Origin of the sequence: Aquisalinus flavus (genome assembly GCF_014640095.1) — a bacterium.
GTDB lineage: Bacteria > Pseudomonadota > Alphaproteobacteria > Caulobacterales > Parvularculaceae > Aquisalinus > Aquisalinus flavus.
The window spans coordinates 2,058,157-2,079,278 of the sequence record NZ_BMGH01000001.1 but is presented as its reverse complement, the minus strand read 5'-3'; the positions used below and the strand labels follow the sequence as shown (position 1 = coordinate 2,079,278).

The window sequence follows — 21,122 nt, the reverse complement described above, 5'->3', positions numbered from 1 at the left end:
GTGTGCCTCAATCCTCCCTGATCCGGCTTCCCTTCGGGATGGTGTCGACATTCTCCGGCTTGTTGATCTGATGCGCCAGCGCCCAGCCGCGCCACATCAGCGCGTTCTCGTCGTCAGCGTCCTCTGGTCTGTCGATAGGTCACAAAGACGACTAACGGGCCAGAGGGCTTGAACGTTCAATTGGCGTCCGAGCCTACTTCGCCACGGTCTCCAGCGCGAGGGCGTGGAGCTCGCCGCCCATCCGGCCTTTCAGCGCCTTGTAGACAAGCTGGTGCTGGGCGACGCGGGACTTGCCTTCAAAGGCGGATGAGGCGATGCGGGCCTTGTAATGATCGCCATCGCCGGCGAGATCCTCGATCTCGACATCGGCGTCGGGCAGGGCTTCCTTGATCAGCCTGGTGATATCGTCGGCGGCCATGGGCATGGTATTTTCCTCCGTATGCGGTACTGCCATCAGCTCCGGCAGCGTGTTCTCGTGCAAATCGGCAAGGTCTATCAGGCTCAGCGTGTCGCCGCCGTCGAGGATGATGTCCTCGCCGCCGAAGATGCCGAGGCGGGTCGCCTGGATGCCGGCCATGGAAGCCTTGAGCACGAGAGTGTCTGCTTCCTCCGGCGCGATGGAAACGAGATAGCGGCTCTGGTCCTCGCCGAACCAGTATGCCGCCTTGCGGTCCTTGACCGGCGTCGTCAAAGCCAGGCCCTCACCGGCGCCGAGCGCCATTTCAGCAGCGGCGACGAGGATGCCGCCATCGGCGACGTCATGCACGGCGGTGACCCGCGTCTCCCGGATGATCTTGCGGATGAACTCGCCCGCCATGCGCTCGGCCTTCAGGTCGACCGGCGGCGGTGCGCCCTCGGTCGAGCCGAACAGGTCGCGCATATAGAGCGACTGGCCAAGCCAGCCGCGGGTCACGCCGAGCGCGATCAGCGCGTTTCCGGCGAGCGCCGTGTCCATGCGCGCCGTGTGCTGAACATGATCGATGATGCCGACGCCGCCAATCGCCGGGGTCGGCGGGATGGCGATGCCGTTGGTCTCGTTATACAGCGAGACATTGCCGGAGATGACCGGATAGGACAGCGCCTCGCAGGCCGCTGCCATGCCTTCGATACAGCCGACGAATTGCGCCATGATTTCCGGCTTTTCCGGATTGCCGAAATTGAGGCAGTTGGTGATCGCCTTGGGCTCGGCGCCGACGGCGGAGAGGTTGCGATAGGTCTCGGCGACGGCCTGCTTGCCGCCCTCGAACGGGTCGGCCTTGCAATAGCGCGGGGTCACGTCCGTGGTGATGGCGATGGCCTTGTTCGTGCCGTGAATGCGCACGACACCGGCATCGCCGCCCGGCGCGATGACCGTGTCGCCCATCACGGTGTGATCATATTGCGTCCATATCCAGCGGCGCGAGCACAGATCCGGCCCGGCCATCAGGCTGGCGAGCGCGGTCAGCATGGAATCGCCGCCGGGCTGGTTGGCGAGAGATACCTTGTTCTCGGTGACGTCGGTCTCGGCGCTGTCGACCATGCCGGTTTCGGCGAGGTTCGCCGCAGCGGTCTTCAGTTCACTGACTTCATCCTCGCTGGCGTCCGGCTTCAGGCGCACATAAAGCATGGCGGTGTTGTCGATAACGGTCCAGCCGGCAGCCTCGACGCCCGACATGGCGCAAATCCTGTCGTCGACCAGCGCGTCGGCAATGGCGGCCATTTCCTCGAGCGGCTTCTTCGCGCTCAGGGTGACGAGCGCCTCGCGGATCGTGACCTGCGGATCGGCGAGGGGAGCAGGCTTCGGGCCTGCCTGGTGCGGGCGGTCATAGTTCGGGGCGTCGTCAGCGAGCGGCGGGACAGGAATATCGGCCTGCAATTCGCCCTTGTGGGAGATGCGCAGATGGCCCGAGTCGGTGGTCACGCCGATGACGGCGAAGTCGAGACCCCATTTCTCGAAGATCTTGCGGGCTTGTGTCTCGGCTTCCGGCTTCAGCACCATCAGCATGCGTTCCTGGCTTTCCGACAGCATCATTTCATAGGCTGTCATGCCTTCCTCGCGCTGGGGCACCTTGTCGAGGTCCATGTCGAACCCGCCGCCGCCCTTGGCCGCCATCTCGACGGAGGAGGAGGTGAGGCCCGCAGCGCCCATGTCCTGGATCGCGATGATCGCGTCCTCGGCCATCAGTTCAAGGCAGGCTTCGAGCAGCAGTTTCTCCGTGAACGGATCGCCGACCTGGACGGTCGGGCGCTTCTCCTCGGAGGCATCGTCGAATTCGGCCGAGGCCATGGTCGCGCCATGGATGCCGTCGCGGCCTGTCTTGGAGCCGACATAGACCACGGGGTTCCCGGCGCCGCGGGCGGCGGAATAGAAGATCTTGTCTTTATCTGCGAGGCCGACGCACATGGCGTTGACGAGGATATTGCCATTATAGCCGGCGTCGAAATTGGTCTCGCCACCGATGGTCGGCACGCCCATGCAATTGCCATAGCCGCCAATGCCGGCAACGACGCCGGAGACGAGGTGGCGGGTCCGGGCATGATCCGCCGCGCCGAAGCGCAGCGCATTCATGTTGGCGATCGGCCGCGCGCCCATGGTGAAGACATCGCGCATGATGCCGCCGACCCCGGTCGCCGCGCCCTGATAGGGCTCGATGAAGGACGGGTGGTTGTGGCTTTCCATCTTGAAGATGATGGCGTGCTCGTCGCCCGCATCGATGACGCCGGCATTCTCGCCCGGCCCGCAAATCACCCAGTCGGCTTTCGTCGGCAGTTTCGACAGGTGGCGGCGGGAGGATTTGTAGGAACAGTGCTCCGACCACATGACCGAGAAAATGCCGAGCTCGAGCAGGTTCGGCTCGCGGCCCATGCGGGTCTTGATCAGCTCATACTCGTCCGGGGACAGGCCGTGTTCCTTGACGATCTCGGGGGTAATGGCGGTGTGTTCTGTCATGGGCGCTGTCATGACATGTCCGCCCGTTTTTGCAAGCCCTCCAATGGTCGGGGGAGGGCAATGGGTAAAATGCCGGGCCCTGTCCGGTCCCCTTGGGCTAGGGGATGGTGGTGGGCAGGTCGGACAGGGCCCGGCGGTCGGCGGAGGGGCAGCCCATACGGGTGACCCCCGGGTAGAGGGGCTGGAGACTAGGCTGTCAGCCCTCCGTCGATATTGATCGTCGCGCCGGTGATGTAGCTGGCATCAGGTCCGGCGAGGAACGCGGCCAGACCGGCGATTTCCTCGGGTTTTGCATAGCGTCCGAGCGGCAGCAGCGGCGTCATCCGCGCGGCGATGTCGCCGTCCGCAGGGTTCATGTCGGTATCGACCGGCCCCGGCTGGATGACATTGACGAGGATGCCCCGCCCTGCGAGGTCACGGGCCCAGCCTTTGGCAAGGCCCGCCACGGCGTGTTTCGAGGCGGCATAAATGGCAAAGCCTGGCATCATTGCCTGCTCGCCATTGACCGAGCCGATGATGATGATACGGCCATTGTCGCCCAGATGGGGCACAGCGGCATGAGTTGCGGCGTAAACGCCGTCGACATTGACGGCAAAGACCTTCCGCAACAGACCCGTATCGGCCTCCCCGATCGGGCCGATTTCTGCAATCCCGGCATTGTGGACGAGGATGTCGAGCGGGCCGAGGGCCTCCACGGCGATGGCAACGGCATTGGCAGCTTCCTCCGGGTTACCGGCATCGGCCCTGATCGGCAGGGCGGTGACGCCGAGCGCCTCGATTTCGCTGGCGAGCGCATCGGCCTTGTCCTTGGACGAGTGATAGGTAAAAGCGACATTGGCGCCGTCGGCGGCATAGCGCCGGACGATGGCTGCGCCGATACCGCGCGTGCCGCCGGTGACGAGGGCATTCTTGTCTTTGAGTGTATGGGACATTCGGGTCTCTCCTGTTGTCGGGTGCCCCTGACGGGCGGCCCGGGATAGGGCGGCTCCGTCATCGAAGCTGACAGGCAAGTGGGGAGACATTTCAATAGTTCAAGATATTCGAACAGTTGAAATTTTCTGATGATTGCACCATATTTTCTGACATGAGCACGATGATGCACCCGAGAACCGAAGACCTGACGCTGCCGGCGGTGCTGTATGCGCTTGGCGACCCGGTGCGCCTGCAGATCGTGCGCTCCCTGCAATGCGGCAGCGAGGCGTGCTGTGGTGCGATCCTTGAAGGCGACGACGTGCCCAAAAGCACCCAGTCGCATCATTTGCGCATCTTGCGGGAGTCAGGGGTGATCCGCTCGCGCAAGGAAGGCCGTCAGTACATGAACTGCCTGCGCCGGGACGATCTCGATGCCCGCTTCCCCGGTCTGCTGGACGCGGTGCTGGCGGCACCGGAATAACCTCCCGGTTATCCCTGCGGGGCGGTAGCCAGCTGTGAGGCGAGCACTTTCCACTCGCCATCGCGCCAGATCCAGGTTTCGGTATAGAGCATGCGCACATCGGCGCGCTGGCCCCGGCCGGGGCTGACGAAGGTGCCGGACAGGATCGCCGTGTCGCCATTGATGGTGATCGTGCGCCCTTCCGTATAATGAGAAACCTCGCCGGCTTCGCGCCCTTCCATGTTCATGCCGTTGATCAGGTCCTCGCGCGTGTCGCGGCGGCCATTGGGAAAGGTAATGGTAAACCCGTCGGCGAGGATATCCTCCATGCGCGTCGCGTCGGCATCGCCATAGGAGGCGAGCCAGACCGTTTCGCGCTGGCCAAGCAGGGCGCGGTGATCTTCCTCGCTGAGGCCGGAAGCGTCGCTGTCCTGCCCGTTGCAGGCTGTGAGAATGGCGATCAGTCCTAGAATGGCGGCTAGACGAAACATGGCGGGTCCTCCCTCGAAATTTAGGCGGAAAACGATTGTAGTGATTCCCCGGCTAGTCTGCACAAAGCTGAGAAGGTATTCTGAAAACTTGGCGACAAATTCCGTTCGACGTCAATGTGAGGGGCAATTGTTCTTGCAATAGTAATCTTTTGATTACTAACAATAATCTCTTTCTTCAACAACGCATCGAGTTTTGGAATTGGAGACTGAATAGTATCCGGCTCGCGATACGGCATGTGTCGCTGTTTGTGTGAAATAGCTTTGTCAGCAAGGTTAGCGTCCTCAACAGCCTTCAAGTCTCCTAGAAACCAGCTTTCTAACTCTTGGCACACAATCCTGACCTTACAGTGCTCATGCTTGTTTGCTGCCTCACATAGAGCGAGAATTTTGTTTTTTCGAACCATGCAGTCCGCGGTGTCGTTATCTCGTAAAATAAGAAACCTAGCATGCGGATTTTGCCAACCTTTCAGCTTCCGAGGAATGGATCTTTCAAGGTCTGAAGCGCCTTCATGGACGATACATTTTAAGCTCACTTCTGAACTGTCGGGAACCTTTCCCCATATTTTAAGGATGACCTCTTTAATAGAAGGTTCCTCGGTGAGGACGACAACTTCTGGATAACTCATCACCCAACCTCAGCGAAGAGGCCTTGACGCCACAGAGCTCCTGGCAAATCCCCTTCCTTGTAGAGAGCAACAAGCTGCTCGTCATCAGCCGCTTTTTTAACAGTTGAATATCCGTTCTCTTTCTCGAACCAATAAATTGCATCAAGAGGGACGGCATTCAAGAAATCGGGAGAGTGAGTGGTCACAAAAACTTGGCCTTCTCCCTTTCGACGCTCAGCATATGAGCTAAATTCTTCCGCCAGTACTTGTAAAAGACTCGGATGCAACTGATTTTCAGGCTCTTCAACGCACAATAAAGGGTGAGGCTCAGGATCATGCAAAAGCACCAAATAAGCGAACATTTTGATAGTGCCGTCGGAAACTGCTTTTGCGATGAAAGGAGTATCGAAAGAACCATCTTTGAAACGCAAAATTGTTCGTCCGTCATCCATCGTTTCCGACAATACTTCGCTTACACCGGGGACCCTTTTCGACATCTTCTCAATAATGTTTGCAAAAATTTTCGGATGGTGTTCTTGCAAATACTGAGTAACGAGCGGGAGGTTGTCGCCAGAAGAGCTCAAATGTTCGGCGTATCCATGTTCAGGCGTGTTTCTAGCTTCTGTGATATGAAAATCGCTCACAGACCAATTTTCGATTAAATCCCGAAGTTGACTAGCTGCTTCAAATTTTTTGAATTGTCCAAGGCCTTTGATAGCTAAAATGTCAGGGGAATCCAAGCTCTGGGATTCGCGAACTATGCCCGTATCATCTGTTACATTATCAAAATTTGCTAATGTTTCGGGAGCTGCTTCACCTGCGCCCTCTCTGAAGTCGATAAAATGAAATGGTATCCCATATTCCCCACGTCGATAGGCCAAGATTTCTCGTTTAACAACCGGTCTGTTTGGTTGGTTTTCCTTGGTTCCTATTTCGATTGAATAAGTGACTGTTCTAGATTTGCTTATTAAATCGAGCTGAACCTTAAGTTCAATTTTAATAAGTTCGTTTTCATGACCGCGTGAAACGACTTCTCGAAATCCTCCTCTTTTTTGTAGTGCACTTCTTACATTATCTTTGAGGCAGTCTTTTAAAAAGTCAAAAACCCCTACTAAAGTTGATTTTCCGGTACCGTTGGCTCCCAGTATTACGGCGAACCCGGGGATATCCTTAAGCGTGACATCCTGTAATGCCTTGTAATTTTTGACGGTAATCTGCTTTATTCTCATTAGATATCTCCTACCTAATTAAGTGCCTCGATGATGCCCTTGAAGAAGGCAGCGCCGTCGGTGCCGCCGAGGATCGGGCTGATCACCCGTTCCGGATGGGGCATCATGCCGAGCACATTGCCTTTTTCGTTGACGATGCCGGCAATGTTGCGGGCCGAGCCGTTGGGATTGGCGACATAGCGGAACACGACGCGGCCCTCGCCTTCGAGCCGGTCGAGGGTTTCCTCGTCGGCTTCGTAATTGCCGTCATGATGGGCGACGGGGAAATCGACATAGGACCTGCCCTTGAGACCGCCGGTGAATTTCGTGTCGTCATTGACGACCTGAAGCGTCTGCATGCCACACACGAAATCGAGCCCGGCATTGCGCATCAGGGCGCCCGGCAGCAATTGCGCCTCGGTCAGCACCTGGAAGCCGTTGCACACGCCGAGCAGGGGCACGCCGGCCTCCGCCTTCCTGATGATATCAGCCATGATCGGCGAGCGCGCCGCCATGGCGCCGGAACGCAGATAATCGCCATAGGAAAAGCCGCCGGGCAGGACGATGAAATCGGCATCGGGGACTTCCGTTTCGCCATGCCAGACCATGTGCGGCGCGGTGCCGGTTGCCTGTTCCAGCGCGGTAGCGGCGTCGCGGTCGCAATTGGAAGCGGGAAAAACGATGACGGCGGTCTTCATGGGGCAGGTCTTTCAGGCGGTGGTGCCCGAAGGCACTTTTAAGCAGCGGACGTGAATATCGGCCAGGACACGCCGGTCATGGCTTCCGACATGGCCCATAGCCGACGCCCGGCCTCCTCGTCCAGTGCCTGCCGCTTTATTTCCGCGCGGTCGACCCGCCCGCCCATGCTCTGGAAGCCGGTCGGTCCGTAATAGCCCCGTGCCGGACCGATCGGTTCAGCCTCTGCGGCCGCGGCGGCGAGCACGGTCGGGATCGCGCCGCGCGCGGCGGTCTGGGCGAACAGGGTCATCACCGGCATCATGGCAAAGCGTGCCAGCTGGGACGGCCCGGTGACGGCGATATTGGTGTCGGCAATGCCCGGGTGGCAGGCATGGGACGTCGCCTTGCAGCCGGCGATTTCCAGGCGGCGTTGCAGGTCGACCGCGAACAGCAGGTTCGCCAGCTTCGACTGGGCATAGGCGAGGATGGACGAATAGCGGTTCTCGGCATGGGGATCGTCGAAGTCAAAGTTTTTCATGCCATTGGCGGCTTGCGAGGAAACCGTGACGAAGCGCCCGCCGCTGGCCTCGACCAACGCGCTCAGCTGCGGCGACAGGGCGAAATGGCCGAGATGGTTGGTGCCGAAATGCATCTCGAACCCGTCCCTGGTCAGGGTTCGCGCCGGCACCAGCATGATGCCGGCATTGTTGATCAGCGCGTCGATGCGGTCATGCTCGCTGCGCACTTTCTCCGCCGCGCTGGCAACGCTCGACAGGTCGGCGAGGTCGCATTCGATGGCGGAATAATCGCAGTTTGCGGGCGAGGTGCGGCGCAGATCCTCGATCGCCTCATTGGCCCGGTTCAGGGAGCGGCACAGCAGCACGACGGTCGCGCAGCGCCGGCCCAGCATGCGGGCCGTCTCAAGCCCGATACCGCTATTGCCGCCGGTGATGACAAAGACCTTGCCGTTCTGGTCGGGCAGGCAGCCAGGCGTCCAGCCATATTTGCCCCAATCGTCGCCATTGGGGCCCTTGCCGGTGAATTGCCTGCGTGGTGGTGCCATGTCTCCCTCGTCGATCCCGCTCGATGAATATCGTCCGGTTTTTTACATGGCTATCCGGCCGGCAGATTTCCAGAGTCGACTGGTTGCAAGGGGTGGCTGGCCGGGAGAGGGGCGCTAAGCGCTCAGTTCGATCGTATAGTTTTCCATCACCGGATTGGCGAGCAGCTTCTTGCACATCGCCTCGACCTGTTCGCGGGCCCTGGCCTCATCGGTCTCGTTGACCTGCAGCTCGATCACCTTGCCCTGACGGACCTCGCCGACGCCGTCGAAGCCGAGCCCGTGCAGCGCACTGGCGATGGCCTTGCCCTGGGGGTCGAGAACGCCGTTCTTGAGGGTAATGTGGACTTTCGCTTTCATGGCCGGGCCTTGATGTTTTGAGTGAGTGTCGTGAGTGAATGACAGGTTGCCTCGCGTCTTAGCGGATGTTTCCCGGCATGCCTAGGGGCAAGGCCCTTGCCGGTGAAAGCCTGCAATTGTGAAGCAGCACGGGCAATGATAGGCAGGAGGGAGACCAGAAATGGAGGAGTGTTCATGGCTTTGTTCCTGTTCAAGCGGCCGGCCGCGACGGCCTGCCTGATTGTGTCCGGCCTTCTCGCCGCGTGTTCGGGCGAGCTGCCCGCGGATGAGACAACAGCCGCGACGGTCGATGACGCCGCGTGCGACGCCGGGATGATCGGGCGCTTCGACACTGGCGCGGACCTGTTCATCGCGCAGTTCGATGCGAGGCCCGATGTCGACGATCTGCACGCCATCGCCGCCGTTTCCACCGTGCTGGCCGACGAGGCCTTTGCCTGTGTCGACCATCTCGCCGTTGCCGGGGCCTATGGCCGGCAGGGCGGTCTCTATATTCCCGCACCCGAGCTGTTCACCCTCGCCTTCGGCGATCACTGGCTCGAAGCCCATGACCGCCACGAGGACGCGGCGGCGGAGCTGGCCGGCCTGATCGTCGAGCGCCTGCAGGCCGGCGGCGATGTCTGGATCGCCGAGGCCGGGCAGTCCGACCTGACGGCACTGACGATCCGCGCCGCGCAGGACATCGCCCCGGATCTGGACTTCGCGCAGCGCGTTCACCTGGTCCAGCATTCCAGCTGGAACGAGAGCCAGACCCGCGCCGATGCGCTTGCCTGGGTCAGGGAGCACACGGACTATATACGCATCCCGGACGGCAATGCCGCCGGCAATGGCAGCCCCGGCTTTCGCACCGAAAACGGGGCGCTGTGGCCGCGCATGCTGGCCGACGAGACTGTCGGCGCGACCTGGGCCGAGGCGCAGCGGATTGCCGATGCCAATAACGAGAAAGCCGGCTATGATAATCCTGCGGTGCGGGCCGGCGGGTTCGATTTCTCCGACGTCGCGGAAACCGCCTATATTTTCGGCTTCGAGGACATGGCCGGTGTCGAGGCCTTTGCAGAGCGGTTCATATCAGCCCCGTGACCGGCGGGGACAAGCGCGAGAGGGACACATCATGACGATGGAGCAGTATGAGCTGGCGTTCCGGCTGATCAATCTGGGTGTGCTGCCGGGCTGGCTGTTGCTGATGGTCGCGCCGGGGTGGAAGGGCACGAAATGGCTGGTCCATTCCTCGATCCTGATCCTCGTCTTTGCCGGGCTCTATGTCTTGTGGCTCGGCTGGGCGCTGGTGGGCGGGCAGAACAATCCGGACGGCTCGATGGGCTCGCTCCAGGGCGTGATGGCGCTGTTCGCCCATCCGATGGGCGTGCTGGTCGGCTGGACGCACTACCTCGCCTTCGACCTTTTTGTCGGCGCGTGGATCGTGCGCGACGCGGCCCGCCGCGGGGTGATGCACTGGGCCGTCATCCCGTGCCTGATCCTGACGCTGATGTTCGGCCCTGTCGGGTTGCTGACCTACATCATCGTCCGCGCCGCCAGCGGCAAGGGCGGGCTGGGGCTGGAGGAGGGATAAATCAATCGTTCGTGGTCTGACTGGCAGCGGTTTCTATAAGAAATAACGCCATGCTACCCGCCATATTGACTGCCAATGCTGCATGCCTGGGGGCAGGTCTGACCGGTTTTCTCCCCTGTCCATGGGCATCTCCCATTCTATTCCTTAGAGTACTAAGGCTTTCAACAATAGAAGCGGCACCACCAAGTATTCGTTTGAATGCGTCCTCTGTGTGCTGTGAAGGGGCAATATTGAGTCGCTCTGAAGCAAGTTTGTATAACTTTGGAAGGTCGTCGTTGGGGCTGTAACCCAACTTTCCAGACTCGTCTTCAAGTATGTGTTTGCAAACGCTTTCCAAAAGCGCACGAGCTGATGTGACGGCTCCTGAGGGGTCTGTGTCGCGGCGTTCTAATGCTTTTCCCCATGCCGCCTTAACTTCTTCGGCGCTATAAGCTGACAGGGTGTCCGTAATAACTTCCTCAGCAAAAGGTTTTTTGCGTTCAAGAGCGTCAATTAAGTTATGAAACTCTGAGCGTACAAATTTTCTTCTTGGTTCCCATTGAGGATTGTAATCTTTTAGGAAAGACCATACGGAGTCGGTGTCTTGAGAGGCTCGAACAAACTGGGGCAATAGCGACACTAACGAAGCGTCAGCCATAAACTCACGACGCAACAAGCTGTAATGCTGATTGTTCATTTTGCCGCTACCTTCACACAGAGCGACTAGGCCGTTGCGCAAAAACATTGCACGCTCTAATTTGTCCGTAGGCAAATCTACAGAATAGCGATTTTCTAAGCTGTCAAAAAATGCATCCATTTACGATGCCTGTTTTGAAAAAGTTTTGATTACTTTATCAATCCTCGTCGTTGTTCGACACCAGCACCGGGCCCATCGTGTCCGAGGTTTCCTCATTGTCGCGGATGATGCCGAGGCGGCGGGCGACTTCGCGATAGGCGTCGGTCAGGCCGCCGAGATCCTTGCGGAAGCGGTCCTTGTCCATGCTCTCGCCGGTCGCGGCGTCCCACAGGCGGCAGCTGTCGGGCGAGATCTCGTCGGCGAGCACGATGCGCACCATGTCGCCTTCATACTGGCGGCCGAACTCGACCTTGAAGTCGACGAGGCGGATGCCGACACCGGCAAACATGCCGCACAGGAAATCGTTGATCCTGAGGGCATAGGCCATGATGTCGTCCATCTCCTGCGGGCTCGCCCAGTTGAAGGCGGTGATCATGTCCTCGGAGACGGGCGGGTCGCCCAGCTCGTCGCTCTTCAGGCAGAACTCGACGATGGAGCGGGGCAGTTGCTCGCCATCCTTGAGGCCATAGCGCTTGGCCAGCGACCCGGCGGCGACATTGCGCACGATCACTTCCAGCGGCACGATCTCGACCTGGCGGATCAGCTGCTCGCGCATGTTGAGGCGGCGGATGAAGTGGGTCGGGATGCCGATCTGCTCCAGCCCGACCATGACGAATTCGGAAATGCGGTTGTTGAGCACGCCCTTGCCGTCGATGATGGCATGCTTGGCGCCGTTGCCGGCGGTGGCGTCGTCCTTGAAATACTGGATCATCGTGCCCGGCTCGGGGCCTTCATACAGGATCTTGGCCTTGCCTTCGTAAATCTGCTTGCGACGCGCCATGGCGGTGCTCCTTCAGGGCCAGCCGGCGGCGGTCTATCGCGCTCTTGATGGCTGGCGGATCGTATAAAACTGACACTCTGCACCGGTGGAATCAGTCCCGTAGGGGCAGAGACTTGCGTTAGCACGCGGGCGCGGGCAGCGCAAAGGGTTCGTTGCCGACCGGCGATCCTGTCGAATCCCCGCACAAGGGGTTTGAAACGGCGGGCAAGACGGCATAGATCAGGGGTTACAACCATTTCCAGCAGAGGTGAGGCCCATGAGCACGTTCGAAGACCGCGAAGACCGTTTCGAGCAGGAGTACAAGCACAATGCAGACGTGCAGTTCAAGGTCGAGGCGCGGCGCAACAAGCTGCTCGGCCTGTGGGCGGCGGAAAAGCTCGGCATGAACGCCGCCGATGCGGCCGAATACGCCAAGAGCGTGGTGCTGGCCGATCTCGACGAGCCGGGCGAGGAAGACGTGTTCCGCAAGGTCCGCGCCGATCTCGACAAGGCGTCCACCAAGGTCACCGATGAGGAAATCCGCCAGCAAATGGCCAGCCTGATGCCGATCGCCAAGGAGCAGGTCCGCAAGGGAGAGTAATGGCTTCTGCCCTCGCGGGGGAACGGAACCGCAAACAGCCTCCGTATGGACATGCGGAGGCTGTTTTCTTGTGCGCGGCAGGGTTTAGGGGGCGGGATATCCGTCAAGGTCGAGTTCGACCGCGAAAACATAGTCGCTGCGCATGTCGTCAGTTCCGTTGTCGAGGGGCAGGAATTCGAACTGACCCACGAAATCAAGCACGGTCGGGTTCATGCAGGGGATGGACGACCGCACGATCCTCGCATCGCTGACACTGCCATCGGTCCTGATGTCGATGGAGACGACGACTTTTTCCTCCAGGGGATAGTCGAGGTCGGCTGTGATGCAGTCCGGCGGGTAGCTAATATTGAGGTTTCCGACCGGCATCAGGTATTTTGGGTCGAGGTCTGCCGTAGCCCCTGCTCCGGTTATCACAGTCGCAAGGGCTGTTCCGGTCGCTGACAGGGTCAGGCTCGCCGCCACGATCAGTCCGAGGGCGGGTTTGCGAGCCCTCGGGGCTCGGTCTAGAATATTCATTACTCTCATTTTGGCACTCCTTTCTTCGCTCAAGGTGAGAGCCGCGGACGGGCATGGCACTGCCCGTCCGCGGATACGCGACAACTGGTTGACCAGCAGTTCCGCATACTCCTTGCGTTGCTGCGGTGTACTCTGTGCGAGGATATCGGCATCGACGGCGAGTTCGGCCGACAGGCGCCAGCGGCGCACCAACGCTCTGAGCGGAAGATTGATCCACAGCGCGGCGCAGATCACCTCCAGTACGAGCGTCATCTCCGGATCAAAGCGGACAAGGTGGCGCCGCTCATGGGCAAGCAGGAAGTTACGCTGTGAGTCGTCAAAGCCTGCCGGCAGGATGATGGCGCGCAACGGCCACGGTGTTGCGACCGGGGGAACAGGTTCGGTTGTCTCTATCACGGGCTGGCGGTGGCGGTCTGCAACCTGCCAATAGCGGGCATGGGCCAGCAACAGCCGTGCGAGGATGATCGCGGCGACCGCGATGTAAATCGTGAGCAGGCTAGCCAACAGCCATTGAGCGCCAGTGCGTCTGGAATCGATCCGTTCAAGGAATACAGTGGCAACCGGCAGGTTCATCCCTGCGGTGATCGTTGCTATCGTTCCATCCGGCAAGGTGAGAGCAAGTGGAACAGGCGTCAGGCAGGCCACGATCAGGCACAGCCAGATGCGCGGCCAACAGGAATATTTCTGAGGCAGAAGACGGGCAAGAAGCCAGATGAGGGTGGCCCAGACAGTCATCAGGGCAATGGCTGTCAGTATGACATCGCTCATGATTCGGAATCCTCTTCGAGCAGCTTTCTGACCCGCTCCAGTTCTTCCTCATCGAGGATCTGACTGCCGGTGAAGGCTGACATCGAAACCGGCCGGTCCAGCTCCAGCACGCGGGCAAGAAAATCCTGGGTCAGTCTTGCCAATGTACGCGCTTTCTCCACGGCGGGAATAAAGTGGGCGACACCCTCCCTGCGCTCCATCGTCAGCAGCCCCTTGTCGATCATCCGCTGCACAGTCGTACGCGACGAGGACAGGGACCAGTCCAGTTGGCTGGCACAAGCTTCGTGAAGGGCCCGCATGGGCAGGGGGCCATGCCTCCACAGGGCTTTGAGAACAATGAGTTCTGTATTGCTCGGTTTCAGGTCTTGTGACATGCGTCACACGGTGTGACACATGTCACATGAAGTCAACCCCAAAACCGAAAAGGCGCAGCGTGGTGGTCACGCTGCGCCTTTTCTTTTGCTGCCGGCTTTCTGCGGTGGTCGCAGGAGGGGCGGCCGGCAGTGGAGCGATGGCTTTGGCGGCTACTGCCTAGTTGCACACATTGCGGTTGGCATTGTTGTTCATGGTACACTTTCGAAGGCACCTCAATCAACGCCCCGAACAGGGGCTCAGGGCGAAAGTGTAAGTGTTTTCAAGCAGTCAGGCTCCCCCGTTCGGGGGAAGGGCAGCTCTGATAGCGAGTTCAATCCGGCCTTTCAGGGCGGCCATGCTTGCGCAGGATCTCGTTGATGCGGTCGTCGCGTTGTTCCTGGCGGCGGCGGGCGATGTCGCGGTCGGCTGCGGCGAGGGTGGTGTCGATCTTCTCGTGATGGAAGCGGAAGAGGTCGCGCCTGAGGGCGAGGCGGTCGCGTTTGATCCGCAAGCGGACGGATGCGGGAAGGGGGCTGGAGGCGTGTGCCTTGGAGTGTGATTTGCGGGGCATGGGGTTTCCTTTGGGTAGCGGCGGGTGTCGTGCCGGCATTTCGCTGTCAAGGCGGCACCCGCTTCGCGGCGCGGCCTTAGCCCGCGGCCTTGACAGCGAAACGCCGGTAAGACAATGGGCAGCCATGCCTGTAAGGCACAATGTGCCTTACAGGCACTTGGCGAGACTCTTCTTTTTCAAATCTCGCCTCGTCCTTCGTGGCTCCTTCGGAGCACCTCAGGATGAGGCCTTTTCCTCCTCACCCTGAGGTGGCTGCGCAACGCCCCCGAAGGGCAAGCATCGATATTGCCGCCACTTTTGAGAGTGCGAGCGCTTTGATCTGAGGGGGTCCGTGTGTAGCGGCCATTGCCTCAAGTAAAATAATAATGACTGGCATAGCTCTCGCTACACACGGCGGCGTTCGATGCGGGGCCAAAGTGCATAGCTCTCCCGCCCGGGGGCTACCCCGGGACGCCGTTCCGCCGGACGGTGCAAAGCTGTACACACCCTCAACTGCCGGCAGAAACCTGATACGCCGATGCTCCGTGCAGGTCACACTTTGCGGTCGGCGCCTCCGCCGGATCCTCATCCGGCCTGGGGGAAGTTATACTTGCCTTTCGGACGGCGGGGATAAGTTTATGGAAGGATGTATGGGCAGATTGCGATAAAATCGGTATGCTTGCCTAACAGTGATCCCGTCGCCCACCGATGAAAATGTCTGATACCGCAAAGCCGCACTCCTTCGATCCCGCCCGGCAGAGTTTCGCGCCTTACGGGCTGACCTGCGTGCGCTGGCAGCCCAGCGTGATGACGAGGCCCGATCATCATAACGAGATCGAGGTCAATTTCCTCACCTCCGGCAGCGTCAGCTACCTGATCGGCGGGCGCAAGTTTATCGCCGAAGCGGGGAGGCTTTGTGCGTTCTGGGCGTCCATCCCGCACCAGATAACTCACTATACAGATGATTGCGCGTATCTGGTAGCCACGATTCCCCTGCCCGATTTCCTGTCATGGCGACTGAGAGAGGATTTCGTGCAAGGCCTTCTGAAAGGGGAAGTATTCGTCGAGCCCAATGCGCAATCAGCACCGCTTGACCTGTTGCAGATGGAGCGATGGGTCGTCGACCTTGGCGGAGAGATATCGGAACTGCACGAGACAGTGCTGCTGGAAATGCGCAGCCGGCTGGCACGGCTCGCGCTCGGTGTTTCGACCGGTGCAGGTCGGATATACCTGTCCGGCTTGCCGGATGGCGGCATGAACAAGGTCGAGGCGATGGCATGCTTCATCGCCCAGCACTATGGCGATGCACTGACAGTGCAGGATGTCGCCGATCATGTCGGGCTTCATCCCAATTATGCGATGACGCTGTTCCAGAAGGCGTTCGGGGCTACGCTGGTGCGTTACCTGACGCATTTCAGGGTCAGTCATGCTCAGCGCCTGCTGATCACCACGGATTTGAGCATCACCGACATAGCGCTCGCCTCGGGCTTCAATTCCATCAGCCGGTTCAATGAAGCGTTTCACCAGCTTTCCGGCGTCAGTCCCCGAGCGTATCGCAAGCAAAATGGCGGTTCGGTTACTGCGACGCGTGGGCCTTCTCGATCCTAGAATCCCGGCAATTCCGACGGCTCTGACGGAAGAATTCAGAGCAACGTCGCGCTAGTATGGCGACAGCAAACGATTAAACGCGAGGAACGAGGAATGGGAAAACGATATCTCAAGGCTTTTGCCAGTGGTCTGCTGCTGGTGACGGGCATATCAGCGGCCGTACCGGCTGCCCCGCTAATGGCAGCGGAAACGGCGAGGGAACAGCACCGTGTCATCGTGCTGACCGACATGGAGGCCGACCCGGACGATACGCAGTCTCTTATCCGGCTCCTGCTCTATGCCAACGAGATCGATATCAGGGCCTTGGTCGCGACGACATCGGTCTGGCGCAAATCCGATATCCGGCCGGACTCGATCGAGCGGACGATCAATAAATATGGCGAGGTCCATGACACGTTGAAGCAGCACGCCCCTGGCTATCCGACGGAACGGCACTTGCTGTCGCTGGTCCTGGACGGGCAGCCGGGATACGGCATGGAAAGCGTCGGCGAGGGGCAAGACACTGAAGGCTCAAACGTGATCATCCGTGAACTGGAAAAGGATGACGATCGCCCGCTCTGGATTTCCGTCTGGGGCGGGGCCAACACGCTGGCCCAGGCCCTGCACACGATCCGCGAGACGCGCGGCGCCGGAGAGGCAGCGGAAATGATCAGCAAGCTGCGCGTCTATACGATCTCCGACCAGGACGACAGCGGCATCTGGCTGCGCCGCGAGTTTCCTGACCTGTTTTACATCGTCAGCCCCGGCGATTATGGACGCTCGACATGGGTCGCGATCAACGGGCCGAAAAAGGATTTCGATATCTACGGCACGAACCAGTGGCTGGCAGAGAATATCCAGCAGGATCACGGGCCGCTCGGAGCCCATTATCCGGACACCGTCTGGGGGATGGAGGGTGACACGCCTGCGTTCCTGTCGCTGATCCCCAACGGGCTGAACACGCCGGACCATCCTGACTGGGGCGGCTGGGGCGGCCGGTACGAACTCTATACGCCGGGTGCGGAGGAAATCGGGGCCGGTGACGGGACTACCGGCCCGGGCGGCGTGCCGCTGGAGCCGGAACCGCGTCCGATCTGGACCGATACACAGGATACCTACACGCCATGGGAGCCAAAATCAGGCGGCCGTGCCATCGGACCGGGTGAAGAAACCTATACCGGCAACGACATGACCCTGCTGCGCTGGAAAAACGACTTCCAGCTCGACTTTGCCGCCCGCATGGACTGGACGGTGATGGATTACGAGGAAGCCAATCATCCACCCGAGGTCGTGCTGGCCCATGACAACCGGCTCACCGTCAAGTCAGGTGGCTGGGTATCGTTGAATGCGTTCGGCACGAGCGATCCGGATGGCGACAGCCTCAGCTATCACTGGTTCGAGTATCCGGAAGCCGGGACGCTGGATGAGCCCGTCGAGCTCGGTCATGCTGTCAACGACTACGATGTTGGCGTGCGAATGCCGCAGGTCGAGAAGACCGAGACGGCGCATTTCATCGTGCGCGTGACCGACAAGGGCGAACCGCCGCTGTCGCGCTATGAACGGGTGATCGTGACGATCGAGCCGTAGCCGGATTTACGCGTCCACGGACCGTGCTTCCAGGTCCAGTTTCTTCATCGCCTTTTGCAGCTTCTCGAAGGCGCGGACCTCGATCTGGCGGACGCGCTCGCGGCTGACGTTGAATTCGGCCGACAGCTCTTCGAGCGTCCTGGGGCTTTCGGTCAGGCGGCGCTCGGTCAGGATCTTCTGTTCGCGCTCGTTGAGATCGGCCATGGCCTGTTCCAAGAGGCCCATGCGCATCTCGAACTCGTCGGACTGGACCAGCTTGGTCTCGGCGGAGACGGCGTCCTCGTCGATCAGCCAGTCCTGCCATTCGGACGAGCCCTCGGCATCGTTGCGCATCGGCGCGTTGAGGGAATTGTCGCCGCCGGCCATGCGCCGGTTCATGGACACGACCTCGTCCTCGGTCACGCCGAGCTTGGTGGCGATATGCTCGACTTCCTCGGGCTTCATGTCGCCATCGTCGACGGCGTCGATCTGGCCTTTAATCTTGCGCAGGTTGAAGAACAGCTTCTTCTGGGCGGCGGTGGTGCCGATCTTCACCAGTGACCAGGAGCGCAGTATGTATTCCTGGATCGAGGCGCGGATCCACCACATCGCATAGGTCGACAGGCGGAAGCCTTTCTCAGGGTCGAATTTCTTGACCGCCTGCATCAGGCCGACATTGCCCTCGGAAATGACCTCGCCGACCGGCAGGCCATAGCCGCGATAGCCCATGGCGATCTTGGCGACGAGACGCAAATGGGAGGTGATCAGCCGTTGCGCCGCATCCGGGTCCGCATGCTCCTTGAACCGCTTGGCGAGCATGTATTCCTCGTCCCGTTCCAGCATCGGAAACTTGCGGATTTCGGACAGATAACGCGACAGGCCGCCTTCCGGCGACAGGGCGGCACCACTGGTCGTGGTCAGTGCATTGGCCATGAAAAATCTTCCTCGTCTTTAACGCGAGGCACAAAGATACACCCGCGCCCCAAATACCTCGCTTTAAAAATGGGACATGATTGCCGTATTTGAAGAGGCAGCGGTCAATTTCCTGCTCACGAACGGCGGAAAACGGCCGTGAGTTCGCGAAAACACGCCGGGATTTGTCTTATCCGGCACATTTGGGACACAAACGCGCCTAGAGTGTGTTTGCAGTTTTCCCGATAGACGGGACCTGCCTTGAGATGGTTGTATAGGACCATCTATCAGTTTTGGGAGTATGACATGGCGAAACGTTTCCGGCAGGCTTTGCTGACATCCGGGTGCATTCTCATGGCCAGCCTCGTGGCTGGCTGCGGCGGCGGCGGCGGCGGCGGCTCCTCCAGCGGCGGCGGCACGACCGGGGGTGGCGGCTCCGGCGGCGGTGGTGGGGGCAGCGGCTCCAGCGGGCCGACCTATACGCCGGGCGTGTTCGAACCGTCGTCGCAATTCGTCGATCGCTGCGCCATGCCGCGGCCCGGCACGTCCGACCGGAGCGGCTCTGTCGTGCTGGAGAATTTCTGGCTGCGCTCGTGGAGCAACGAGCTGTATCTGTGGTATGACGAAATCCAGGACCGCAACCCGTATAATTACAGCGACAAGCTGGACTATTTCGCGCTGCTGAAGACGGACGAGCTGACGCCATCGGGTGCGCCGAAGGACCAGTTCCACTTCAGCTACGATACGGCCGAGTATCAGCAATTGGTCAATTCCGGCGAGGATGTTCAGTATGGTGCAGAATTTGTCATCATTCGCGGCACGCCGCCGCGCGATATCCGTATCGCCTTCGTTCAGGAGAACTCGCCCGCGGCGAATGCCGGCCTGACACGGGGCACGCGAATCCTCGCCATTGACGGGGTCGATGTGGCCAATGGCAATGATGTCGATACGCTGAATGACGGCCTGTTCCCGTCGACCGCTGGCGAAAGCCATACCTTCCTTGTGCGGGACCTCGCCACGAATGCGGAGCGTACGGTCACGCTGACGGCACAGACCGTTGCCGTGGACCCTGTGCAGCAATCGACCGTCCTCGACGTCGATGGCGACAAGGTCGGCTATCTGCATCTGACGACGTTCGGGGTCGTCACGGCAGAGGAGCAATTGATCGAGGCGATGCAGGACTTTTCGGACGAGGGCGTGACCGACCTCGTCGTCGACCTACGCTATAATGGCGGCGGGTTCCTCGATATCTCTTCAGAGCTTGGCTACATGATCGCCGGGCCGGACCAGATCGGCAACGCGTTTTATGAGCAACTGGTCTTCAACGACAAATATCCGAATACGAACCCGGTCACCGGGGAGGCGCTGACACCGACGCCGTTCCATTCGACGTCACAGGGCTTTTCGGTCAACCAGGGCCAGCCGCTGCCGGACCTCGACCTGGAGCGGGTCTATTTCCTGTCCCAGGCCGGAACTTGCTCGGCCAGTGAATCCGTCATCAATTCCCTGCTCGGGATCGACGTGGAAGTCGTGCTTGTGGGTGGTACGACCTGCGGCAAACCCTATGGCTTCTATGGCACGGATAATTGCGGTACGACCTATTTCTCGATCCAGTTCCGCGGCGAGAATGCCAAGGGCTTTGGCGATTATGCCGACGGGTTCATCCCGGTCACCGGGGCGCCGACACGCCAGTCCGAGATTCAGGGCTGTGTCGTCGGCGACGATTTCGGTCATCTGCTCGGTGATCCCGACGAGGCGATGCTGCGCGCGGCCCTGAATTACCGGGCCACGGGCTCGTGTTCCGGGGCGGCGACAACGACGACTGCCTCCTCCCGCCTTGCGCCGGAGAGCGTCGAAGACCCGCAGCTGTTCATGGCTGGCGTCGACCGCTACAATCTGCGCGATCCGAACTCGCTCTACGCGTCGGAGGCGTTCCGCGAGCGGCTGGTCCGCAAGCAGCTGCGCGAGATGACGCTGAACCGGCCGCTGACGGCTGAAGAAAAGGAGCGCCTGCAATGATCGGGCGCCGCCATCTGGGCGGGGCGGCGATGCTGGTCCTGACCGGCCTTGCTGCCTGCGCCGGGACCGGCAAGGCCGTGCCGGCGGTGCTGGTCTCTCCGGATGCAGATGATATTCGCGAAGTCGAACGGGCGGCAGAGGCCCTGACCGGGGCCGGCGGCGTGACCCTGCCGGGCGACGTGCTGACCGCCAGTCCGGAGCTGGTGCTCGACCGGCAGTTCCCGCGCTCGATCGAGGGCAATCCGGCAGGCGGGCGGATCATGGAGAGGCCGCCGCGCCTGAGCCTGGTCATGAAAGGCGAACAATGCATTCTCGTCCATGAAGACAGCGGCAAGAGGGAAGTGCTGTCCGGCGTGACCTGCGCGGCGTTCGCGGGCTGATGCG

At 60.3% G+C, this 21,122-nt stretch carries 21 protein-coding genes and 3 pseudogenes; 8 read left to right on the top strand and 16 right to left on the bottom strand.

Translation table 11 applies throughout. The features are described 5' to 3' along the window. Positions 1 to 193 precede the first annotated feature (193 nt). The 4 genes and pseudogenes from IEV88_RS15425 to IEV88_RS09545 form a co-directional block, all read right to left on the bottom strand. Positions 194 to 331 (bottom strand): annotated as a pseudogene (locus IEV88_RS15425) (BolA/IbaG family iron-sulfur metabolism protein); the annotation flags it as partial. A gap of 216 nt (positions 332 to 547) precedes the next feature. Further along, positions 548 to 1,498 (bottom strand): annotated as a pseudogene (locus IEV88_RS15420) (AIR synthase related protein); the annotation flags it as partial. A gap of 132 nt (positions 1,499 to 1,630) precedes the next feature. After that, positions 1,631 to 2,929: pseudogene (gene purL, locus IEV88_RS15415) on the bottom strand (phosphoribosylformylglycinamidine synthase subunit PurL); the annotation flags it as partial. Positions 2,930 to 3,117: 188 nt separating this feature from the next. Beyond that, positions 3,118 to 3,861 carry an SDR family NAD(P)-dependent oxidoreductase gene (locus IEV88_RS09545; RefSeq protein WP_188158663.1) on the bottom strand — a complete coding sequence of 248 codons (744 nt, stop codon included), beginning with the start codon at positions 3,859 to 3,861 and terminating at the stop codon, positions 3,118 to 3,120. A gap of 164 nt (positions 3,862 to 4,025) precedes the next feature. Here IEV88_RS09545 and IEV88_RS09540 point away from each other — a divergent pair, with 164 nt between their 5' ends. Beyond that, on the top strand, positions 4,026 to 4,322 hold the full coding sequence (locus IEV88_RS09540) for an ArsR/SmtB family transcription factor (RefSeq protein WP_229731446.1): 297 nt from the start codon (positions 4,026 to 4,028) through the stop codon (positions 4,320 to 4,322). Positions 4,323 to 4,330: 8 nt separating this feature from the next. On the opposite strand, the gene IEV88_RS09535 is transcribed toward IEV88_RS09540, so the two are convergent. The 6 genes from IEV88_RS09535 to purS all read right to left on the bottom strand — a co-directional run bounded on the left by IEV88_RS09535 (position 4,331) and on the right by purS (position 8,703). Further along, complete coding sequence (locus tag IEV88_RS09535; RefSeq protein WP_188158665.1) at positions 4,331 to 4,792, bottom strand: nuclear transport factor 2 family protein; 462 nt, start codon at positions 4,790 to 4,792, stop codon at positions 4,331 to 4,333. Between the two features lie 20 nt (positions 4,793 to 4,812). Then, positions 4,813 to 5,418: a DUF4276 family protein gene (locus IEV88_RS09530; RefSeq protein WP_188158666.1), complete on the bottom strand. Its 606-nt coding sequence runs from the start codon at positions 5,416 to 5,418 to the stop codon at positions 4,813 to 4,815. Then, positions 5,418 to 6,626 carry an AAA family ATPase gene (locus IEV88_RS09525; protein ID WP_188158667.1) on the bottom strand — a complete coding sequence of 403 codons (1,209 nt, stop codon included), beginning with the start codon at positions 6,624 to 6,626 and terminating at the stop codon, positions 5,418 to 5,420. Before IEV88_RS09525 ends, IEV88_RS09530 begins: the two co-directional genes overlap by 1 nt. A gap of 14 nt (positions 6,627 to 6,640) precedes the next feature. After that, on the bottom strand, positions 6,641 to 7,303 hold the full coding sequence (gene purQ / locus IEV88_RS09520) for a phosphoribosylformylglycinamidine synthase subunit PurQ (RefSeq protein ID WP_188158668.1): 663 nt from the start codon (positions 7,301 to 7,303) through the stop codon (positions 6,641 to 6,643). A 38-nt stretch (positions 7,304 to 7,341) separates the two neighbouring features. Beyond that, positions 7,342 to 8,346: an oxidoreductase gene (locus tag IEV88_RS09515; RefSeq protein WP_188158669.1), complete on the bottom strand. Its 1,005-nt coding sequence runs from the start codon at positions 8,344 to 8,346 to the stop codon at positions 7,342 to 7,344. 114 nt (positions 8,347 to 8,460) lie between these two features. Further along, the gene (gene purS / locus IEV88_RS09510) at positions 8,461 to 8,703 is read right to left on the bottom strand and encodes a phosphoribosylformylglycinamidine synthase subunit PurS (RefSeq protein ID WP_188158670.1); all 243 of its coding nucleotides are present in this window, start codon (positions 8,701 to 8,703) and stop codon (positions 8,461 to 8,463) included. Positions 8,704 to 8,877: 174 nt separating this feature from the next. On the opposite strand from purS, the gene IEV88_RS09505 reads away from it, so the two are divergent. Both IEV88_RS09505 and IEV88_RS09500 read left to right on the top strand, forming a co-directional pair. Next, on the top strand, positions 8,878 to 9,780 hold the full coding sequence (locus IEV88_RS09505) for a hypothetical protein (RefSeq protein WP_188158671.1): 903 nt from the start codon (positions 8,878 to 8,880) through the stop codon (positions 9,778 to 9,780). A gap of 31 nt (positions 9,781 to 9,811) precedes the next feature. Further along, the gene (locus IEV88_RS09500) at positions 9,812 to 10,270 is read left to right on the top strand and encodes an ABA4-like family protein (RefSeq protein WP_206711216.1); all 459 of its coding nucleotides are present in this window, start codon (positions 9,812 to 9,814) and stop codon (positions 10,268 to 10,270) included. Between the two features lies 1 nt (position 10,271). Here the strand turns inward: IEV88_RS09500 and IEV88_RS09495 are convergent, their stop codons facing one another. Further along, positions 10,272 to 11,066, bottom strand: coding sequence for an abortive infection family protein (locus IEV88_RS09495; RefSeq protein WP_188158672.1), 795 nt, complete (start codon positions 11,064 to 11,066; stop codon positions 10,272 to 10,274). 37 nt (positions 11,067 to 11,103) lie between these two features. Further along, entirely contained in the window at positions 11,104 to 11,886 is a 783-nt protein-coding gene (purC, locus tag IEV88_RS09490) for a phosphoribosylaminoimidazolesuccinocarboxamide synthase (RefSeq protein ID WP_188158673.1), read from the bottom strand. 256 nt (positions 11,887 to 12,142) lie between these two features. Here purC and IEV88_RS09485 point away from each other — a divergent pair, with 256 nt between their 5' ends. Next, a complete protein-coding gene (locus IEV88_RS09485; RefSeq protein WP_188158674.1) occupies positions 12,143 to 12,466 on the top strand; it encodes a DUF1476 domain-containing protein in 324 nt (107 codons plus the stop codon). Between the two features lie 84 nt (positions 12,467 to 12,550). Here the strand turns inward: IEV88_RS09485 and IEV88_RS09480 are convergent, their stop codons facing one another. The 3 genes from IEV88_RS09480 to IEV88_RS09470 all read right to left on the bottom strand — a co-directional run bounded on the left by IEV88_RS09480 (position 12,551) and on the right by IEV88_RS09470 (position 14,675). Further along, positions 12,551 to 13,750 (bottom strand): M56 family metallopeptidase, encoded by a 1,200-nt coding sequence (locus IEV88_RS09480; RefSeq protein ID WP_188158675.1) that lies wholly within the window; start codon positions 13,748 to 13,750, stop codon positions 12,551 to 12,553. Beyond that, positions 13,747 to 14,124, bottom strand: a complete 378-nt coding sequence (locus tag IEV88_RS09475; protein ID WP_188158676.1) for a BlaI/MecI/CopY family transcriptional regulator — start codon at positions 14,122 to 14,124, stop codon at positions 13,747 to 13,749. The genes IEV88_RS09480 and IEV88_RS09475 overlap by 4 nt, the downstream gene beginning before the upstream one ends. Positions 14,125 to 14,435: 311 nt before the next feature. Next, entirely contained in the window at positions 14,436 to 14,675 is a 240-nt protein-coding gene (locus tag IEV88_RS09470; RefSeq protein WP_188158677.1) for a hypothetical protein, read from the bottom strand. A 693-nt stretch (positions 14,676 to 15,368) separates the two neighbouring features. Between IEV88_RS09470 and IEV88_RS09465 the strand changes: the two genes are divergently transcribed. Together IEV88_RS09465 and IEV88_RS09460 are read left to right on the top strand one after the other, a co-directional pair. Further along, positions 15,369 to 16,262, top strand: a complete 894-nt coding sequence (locus IEV88_RS09465; RefSeq protein ID WP_188158678.1) for a helix-turn-helix domain-containing protein — start codon at positions 15,369 to 15,371, stop codon at positions 16,260 to 16,262. A gap of 93 nt (positions 16,263 to 16,355) precedes the next feature. Next, positions 16,356 to 17,828, top strand: coding sequence for a DUF1593 domain-containing protein (locus tag IEV88_RS09460; protein WP_206711217.1), 1,473 nt, complete (start codon positions 16,356 to 16,358; stop codon positions 17,826 to 17,828). A gap of 6 nt (positions 17,829 to 17,834) precedes the next feature. Here the strand turns inward: IEV88_RS09460 and rpoH are convergent, their stop codons facing one another. Then, positions 17,835 to 18,740, bottom strand: coding sequence for an RNA polymerase sigma factor RpoH (gene rpoH / locus IEV88_RS09455; RefSeq protein ID WP_188158679.1), 906 nt, complete (start codon positions 18,738 to 18,740; stop codon positions 17,835 to 17,837). A 285-nt stretch (positions 18,741 to 19,025) separates the two neighbouring features. On the opposite strand from rpoH, the gene IEV88_RS09450 reads away from it, so the two are divergent. Next, on the top strand, positions 19,026 to 20,738 hold the full coding sequence (locus IEV88_RS09450; protein WP_206711218.1) for a S41 family peptidase: 1,713 nt from the start codon (positions 19,026 to 19,028) through the stop codon (positions 20,736 to 20,738). Then, positions 20,735 to 21,118: a hypothetical protein gene (locus IEV88_RS09445; RefSeq protein ID WP_188158680.1), complete on the top strand. Its 384-nt coding sequence runs from the start codon at positions 20,735 to 20,737 to the stop codon at positions 21,116 to 21,118. The genes IEV88_RS09450 and IEV88_RS09445 overlap by 4 nt, the downstream gene beginning before the upstream one ends. The last annotated feature ends 4 nt before the right edge of the window (positions 21,119 to 21,122 follow it).

What these genes read in the sequence shown, in the direction of transcription:
- IEV88_RS09545 (WP_188158663.1), bottom strand. Translation starts at nt 3,861, where the DNA reads ATGTCCCATACACTCAAAGACAAGAATGCCCTCGTCACCGGCGGCACG.
- IEV88_RS09540 (WP_229731446.1), top strand. Translation starts at nt 4,026, where the DNA reads ATGCACCCGAGAACCGAAGACCTGACGCTGCCGGCGGTGCTGTATGCG.
- IEV88_RS09535 (WP_188158665.1), bottom strand. Translation starts at nt 4,792, where the DNA reads ATGTTTCGTCTAGCCGCCATTCTAGGACTGATCGCCATTCTCACAGCC.
- IEV88_RS09530 (WP_188158666.1), bottom strand. Translation starts at nt 5,418, where the DNA reads ATGAGTTATCCAGAAGTTGTCGTCCTCACCGAGGAACCTTCTATTAAA.
- IEV88_RS09525 (WP_188158667.1), bottom strand. Translation starts at nt 6,626, where the DNA reads ATGAGAATAAAGCAGATTACCGTCAAAAATTACAAGGCATTACAGGAT.
- purQ (WP_188158668.1), bottom strand. Translation starts at nt 7,303, where the DNA reads ATGAAGACCGCCGTCATCGTTTTTCCCGCTTCCAATTGCGACCGCGAC.
- IEV88_RS09515 (WP_188158669.1), bottom strand. Translation starts at nt 8,346, where the DNA reads ATGGCACCACCACGCAGGCAATTCACCGGCAAGGGCCCCAATGGCGAC.
- purS (WP_188158670.1), bottom strand. Translation starts at nt 8,703, where the DNA reads ATGAAAGCGAAAGTCCACATTACCCTCAAGAACGGCGTTCTCGACCCC.
- IEV88_RS09505 (WP_188158671.1), top strand. Translation starts at nt 8,878, where the DNA reads ATGGCTTTGTTCCTGTTCAAGCGGCCGGCCGCGACGGCCTGCCTGATT.
- IEV88_RS09500 (WP_206711216.1), top strand. Translation starts at nt 9,812, where the DNA reads ATGACGATGGAGCAGTATGAGCTGGCGTTCCGGCTGATCAATCTGGGT.
- IEV88_RS09495 (WP_188158672.1), bottom strand. Translation starts at nt 11,066, where the DNA reads ATGGATGCATTTTTTGACAGCTTAGAAAATCGCTATTCTGTAGATTTG.
- purC (WP_188158673.1), bottom strand. Translation starts at nt 11,886, where the DNA reads ATGGCGCGTCGCAAGCAGATTTACGAAGGCAAGGCCAAGATCCTGTAT.
- IEV88_RS09485 (WP_188158674.1), top strand. Translation starts at nt 12,143, where the DNA reads ATGAGCACGTTCGAAGACCGCGAAGACCGTTTCGAGCAGGAGTACAAG.
- IEV88_RS09480 (WP_188158675.1), bottom strand. Translation starts at nt 13,750, where the DNA reads ATGAGCGATGTCATACTGACAGCCATTGCCCTGATGACTGTCTGGGCC.
- IEV88_RS09475 (WP_188158676.1), bottom strand. Translation starts at nt 14,124, where the DNA reads ATGTCACAAGACCTGAAACCGAGCAATACAGAACTCATTGTTCTCAAA.
- IEV88_RS09470 (WP_188158677.1), bottom strand. Translation starts at nt 14,675, where the DNA reads ATGCCCCGCAAATCACACTCCAAGGCACACGCCTCCAGCCCCCTTCCC.
- IEV88_RS09465 (WP_188158678.1), top strand. Translation starts at nt 15,369, where the DNA reads ATGTCTGATACCGCAAAGCCGCACTCCTTCGATCCCGCCCGGCAGAGT.
- IEV88_RS09460 (WP_206711217.1), top strand. Translation starts at nt 16,356, where the DNA reads ATGGGAAAACGATATCTCAAGGCTTTTGCCAGTGGTCTGCTGCTGGTG.
- rpoH (WP_188158679.1), bottom strand. Translation starts at nt 18,740, where the DNA reads ATGGCCAATGCACTGACCACGACCAGTGGTGCCGCCCTGTCGCCGGAA.
- IEV88_RS09450 (WP_206711218.1), top strand. Translation starts at nt 19,026, where the DNA reads ATGGCGAAACGTTTCCGGCAGGCTTTGCTGACATCCGGGTGCATTCTC.
- IEV88_RS09445 (WP_188158680.1), top strand. Translation starts at nt 20,735, where the DNA reads ATGATCGGGCGCCGCCATCTGGGCGGGGCGGCGATGCTGGTCCTGACC.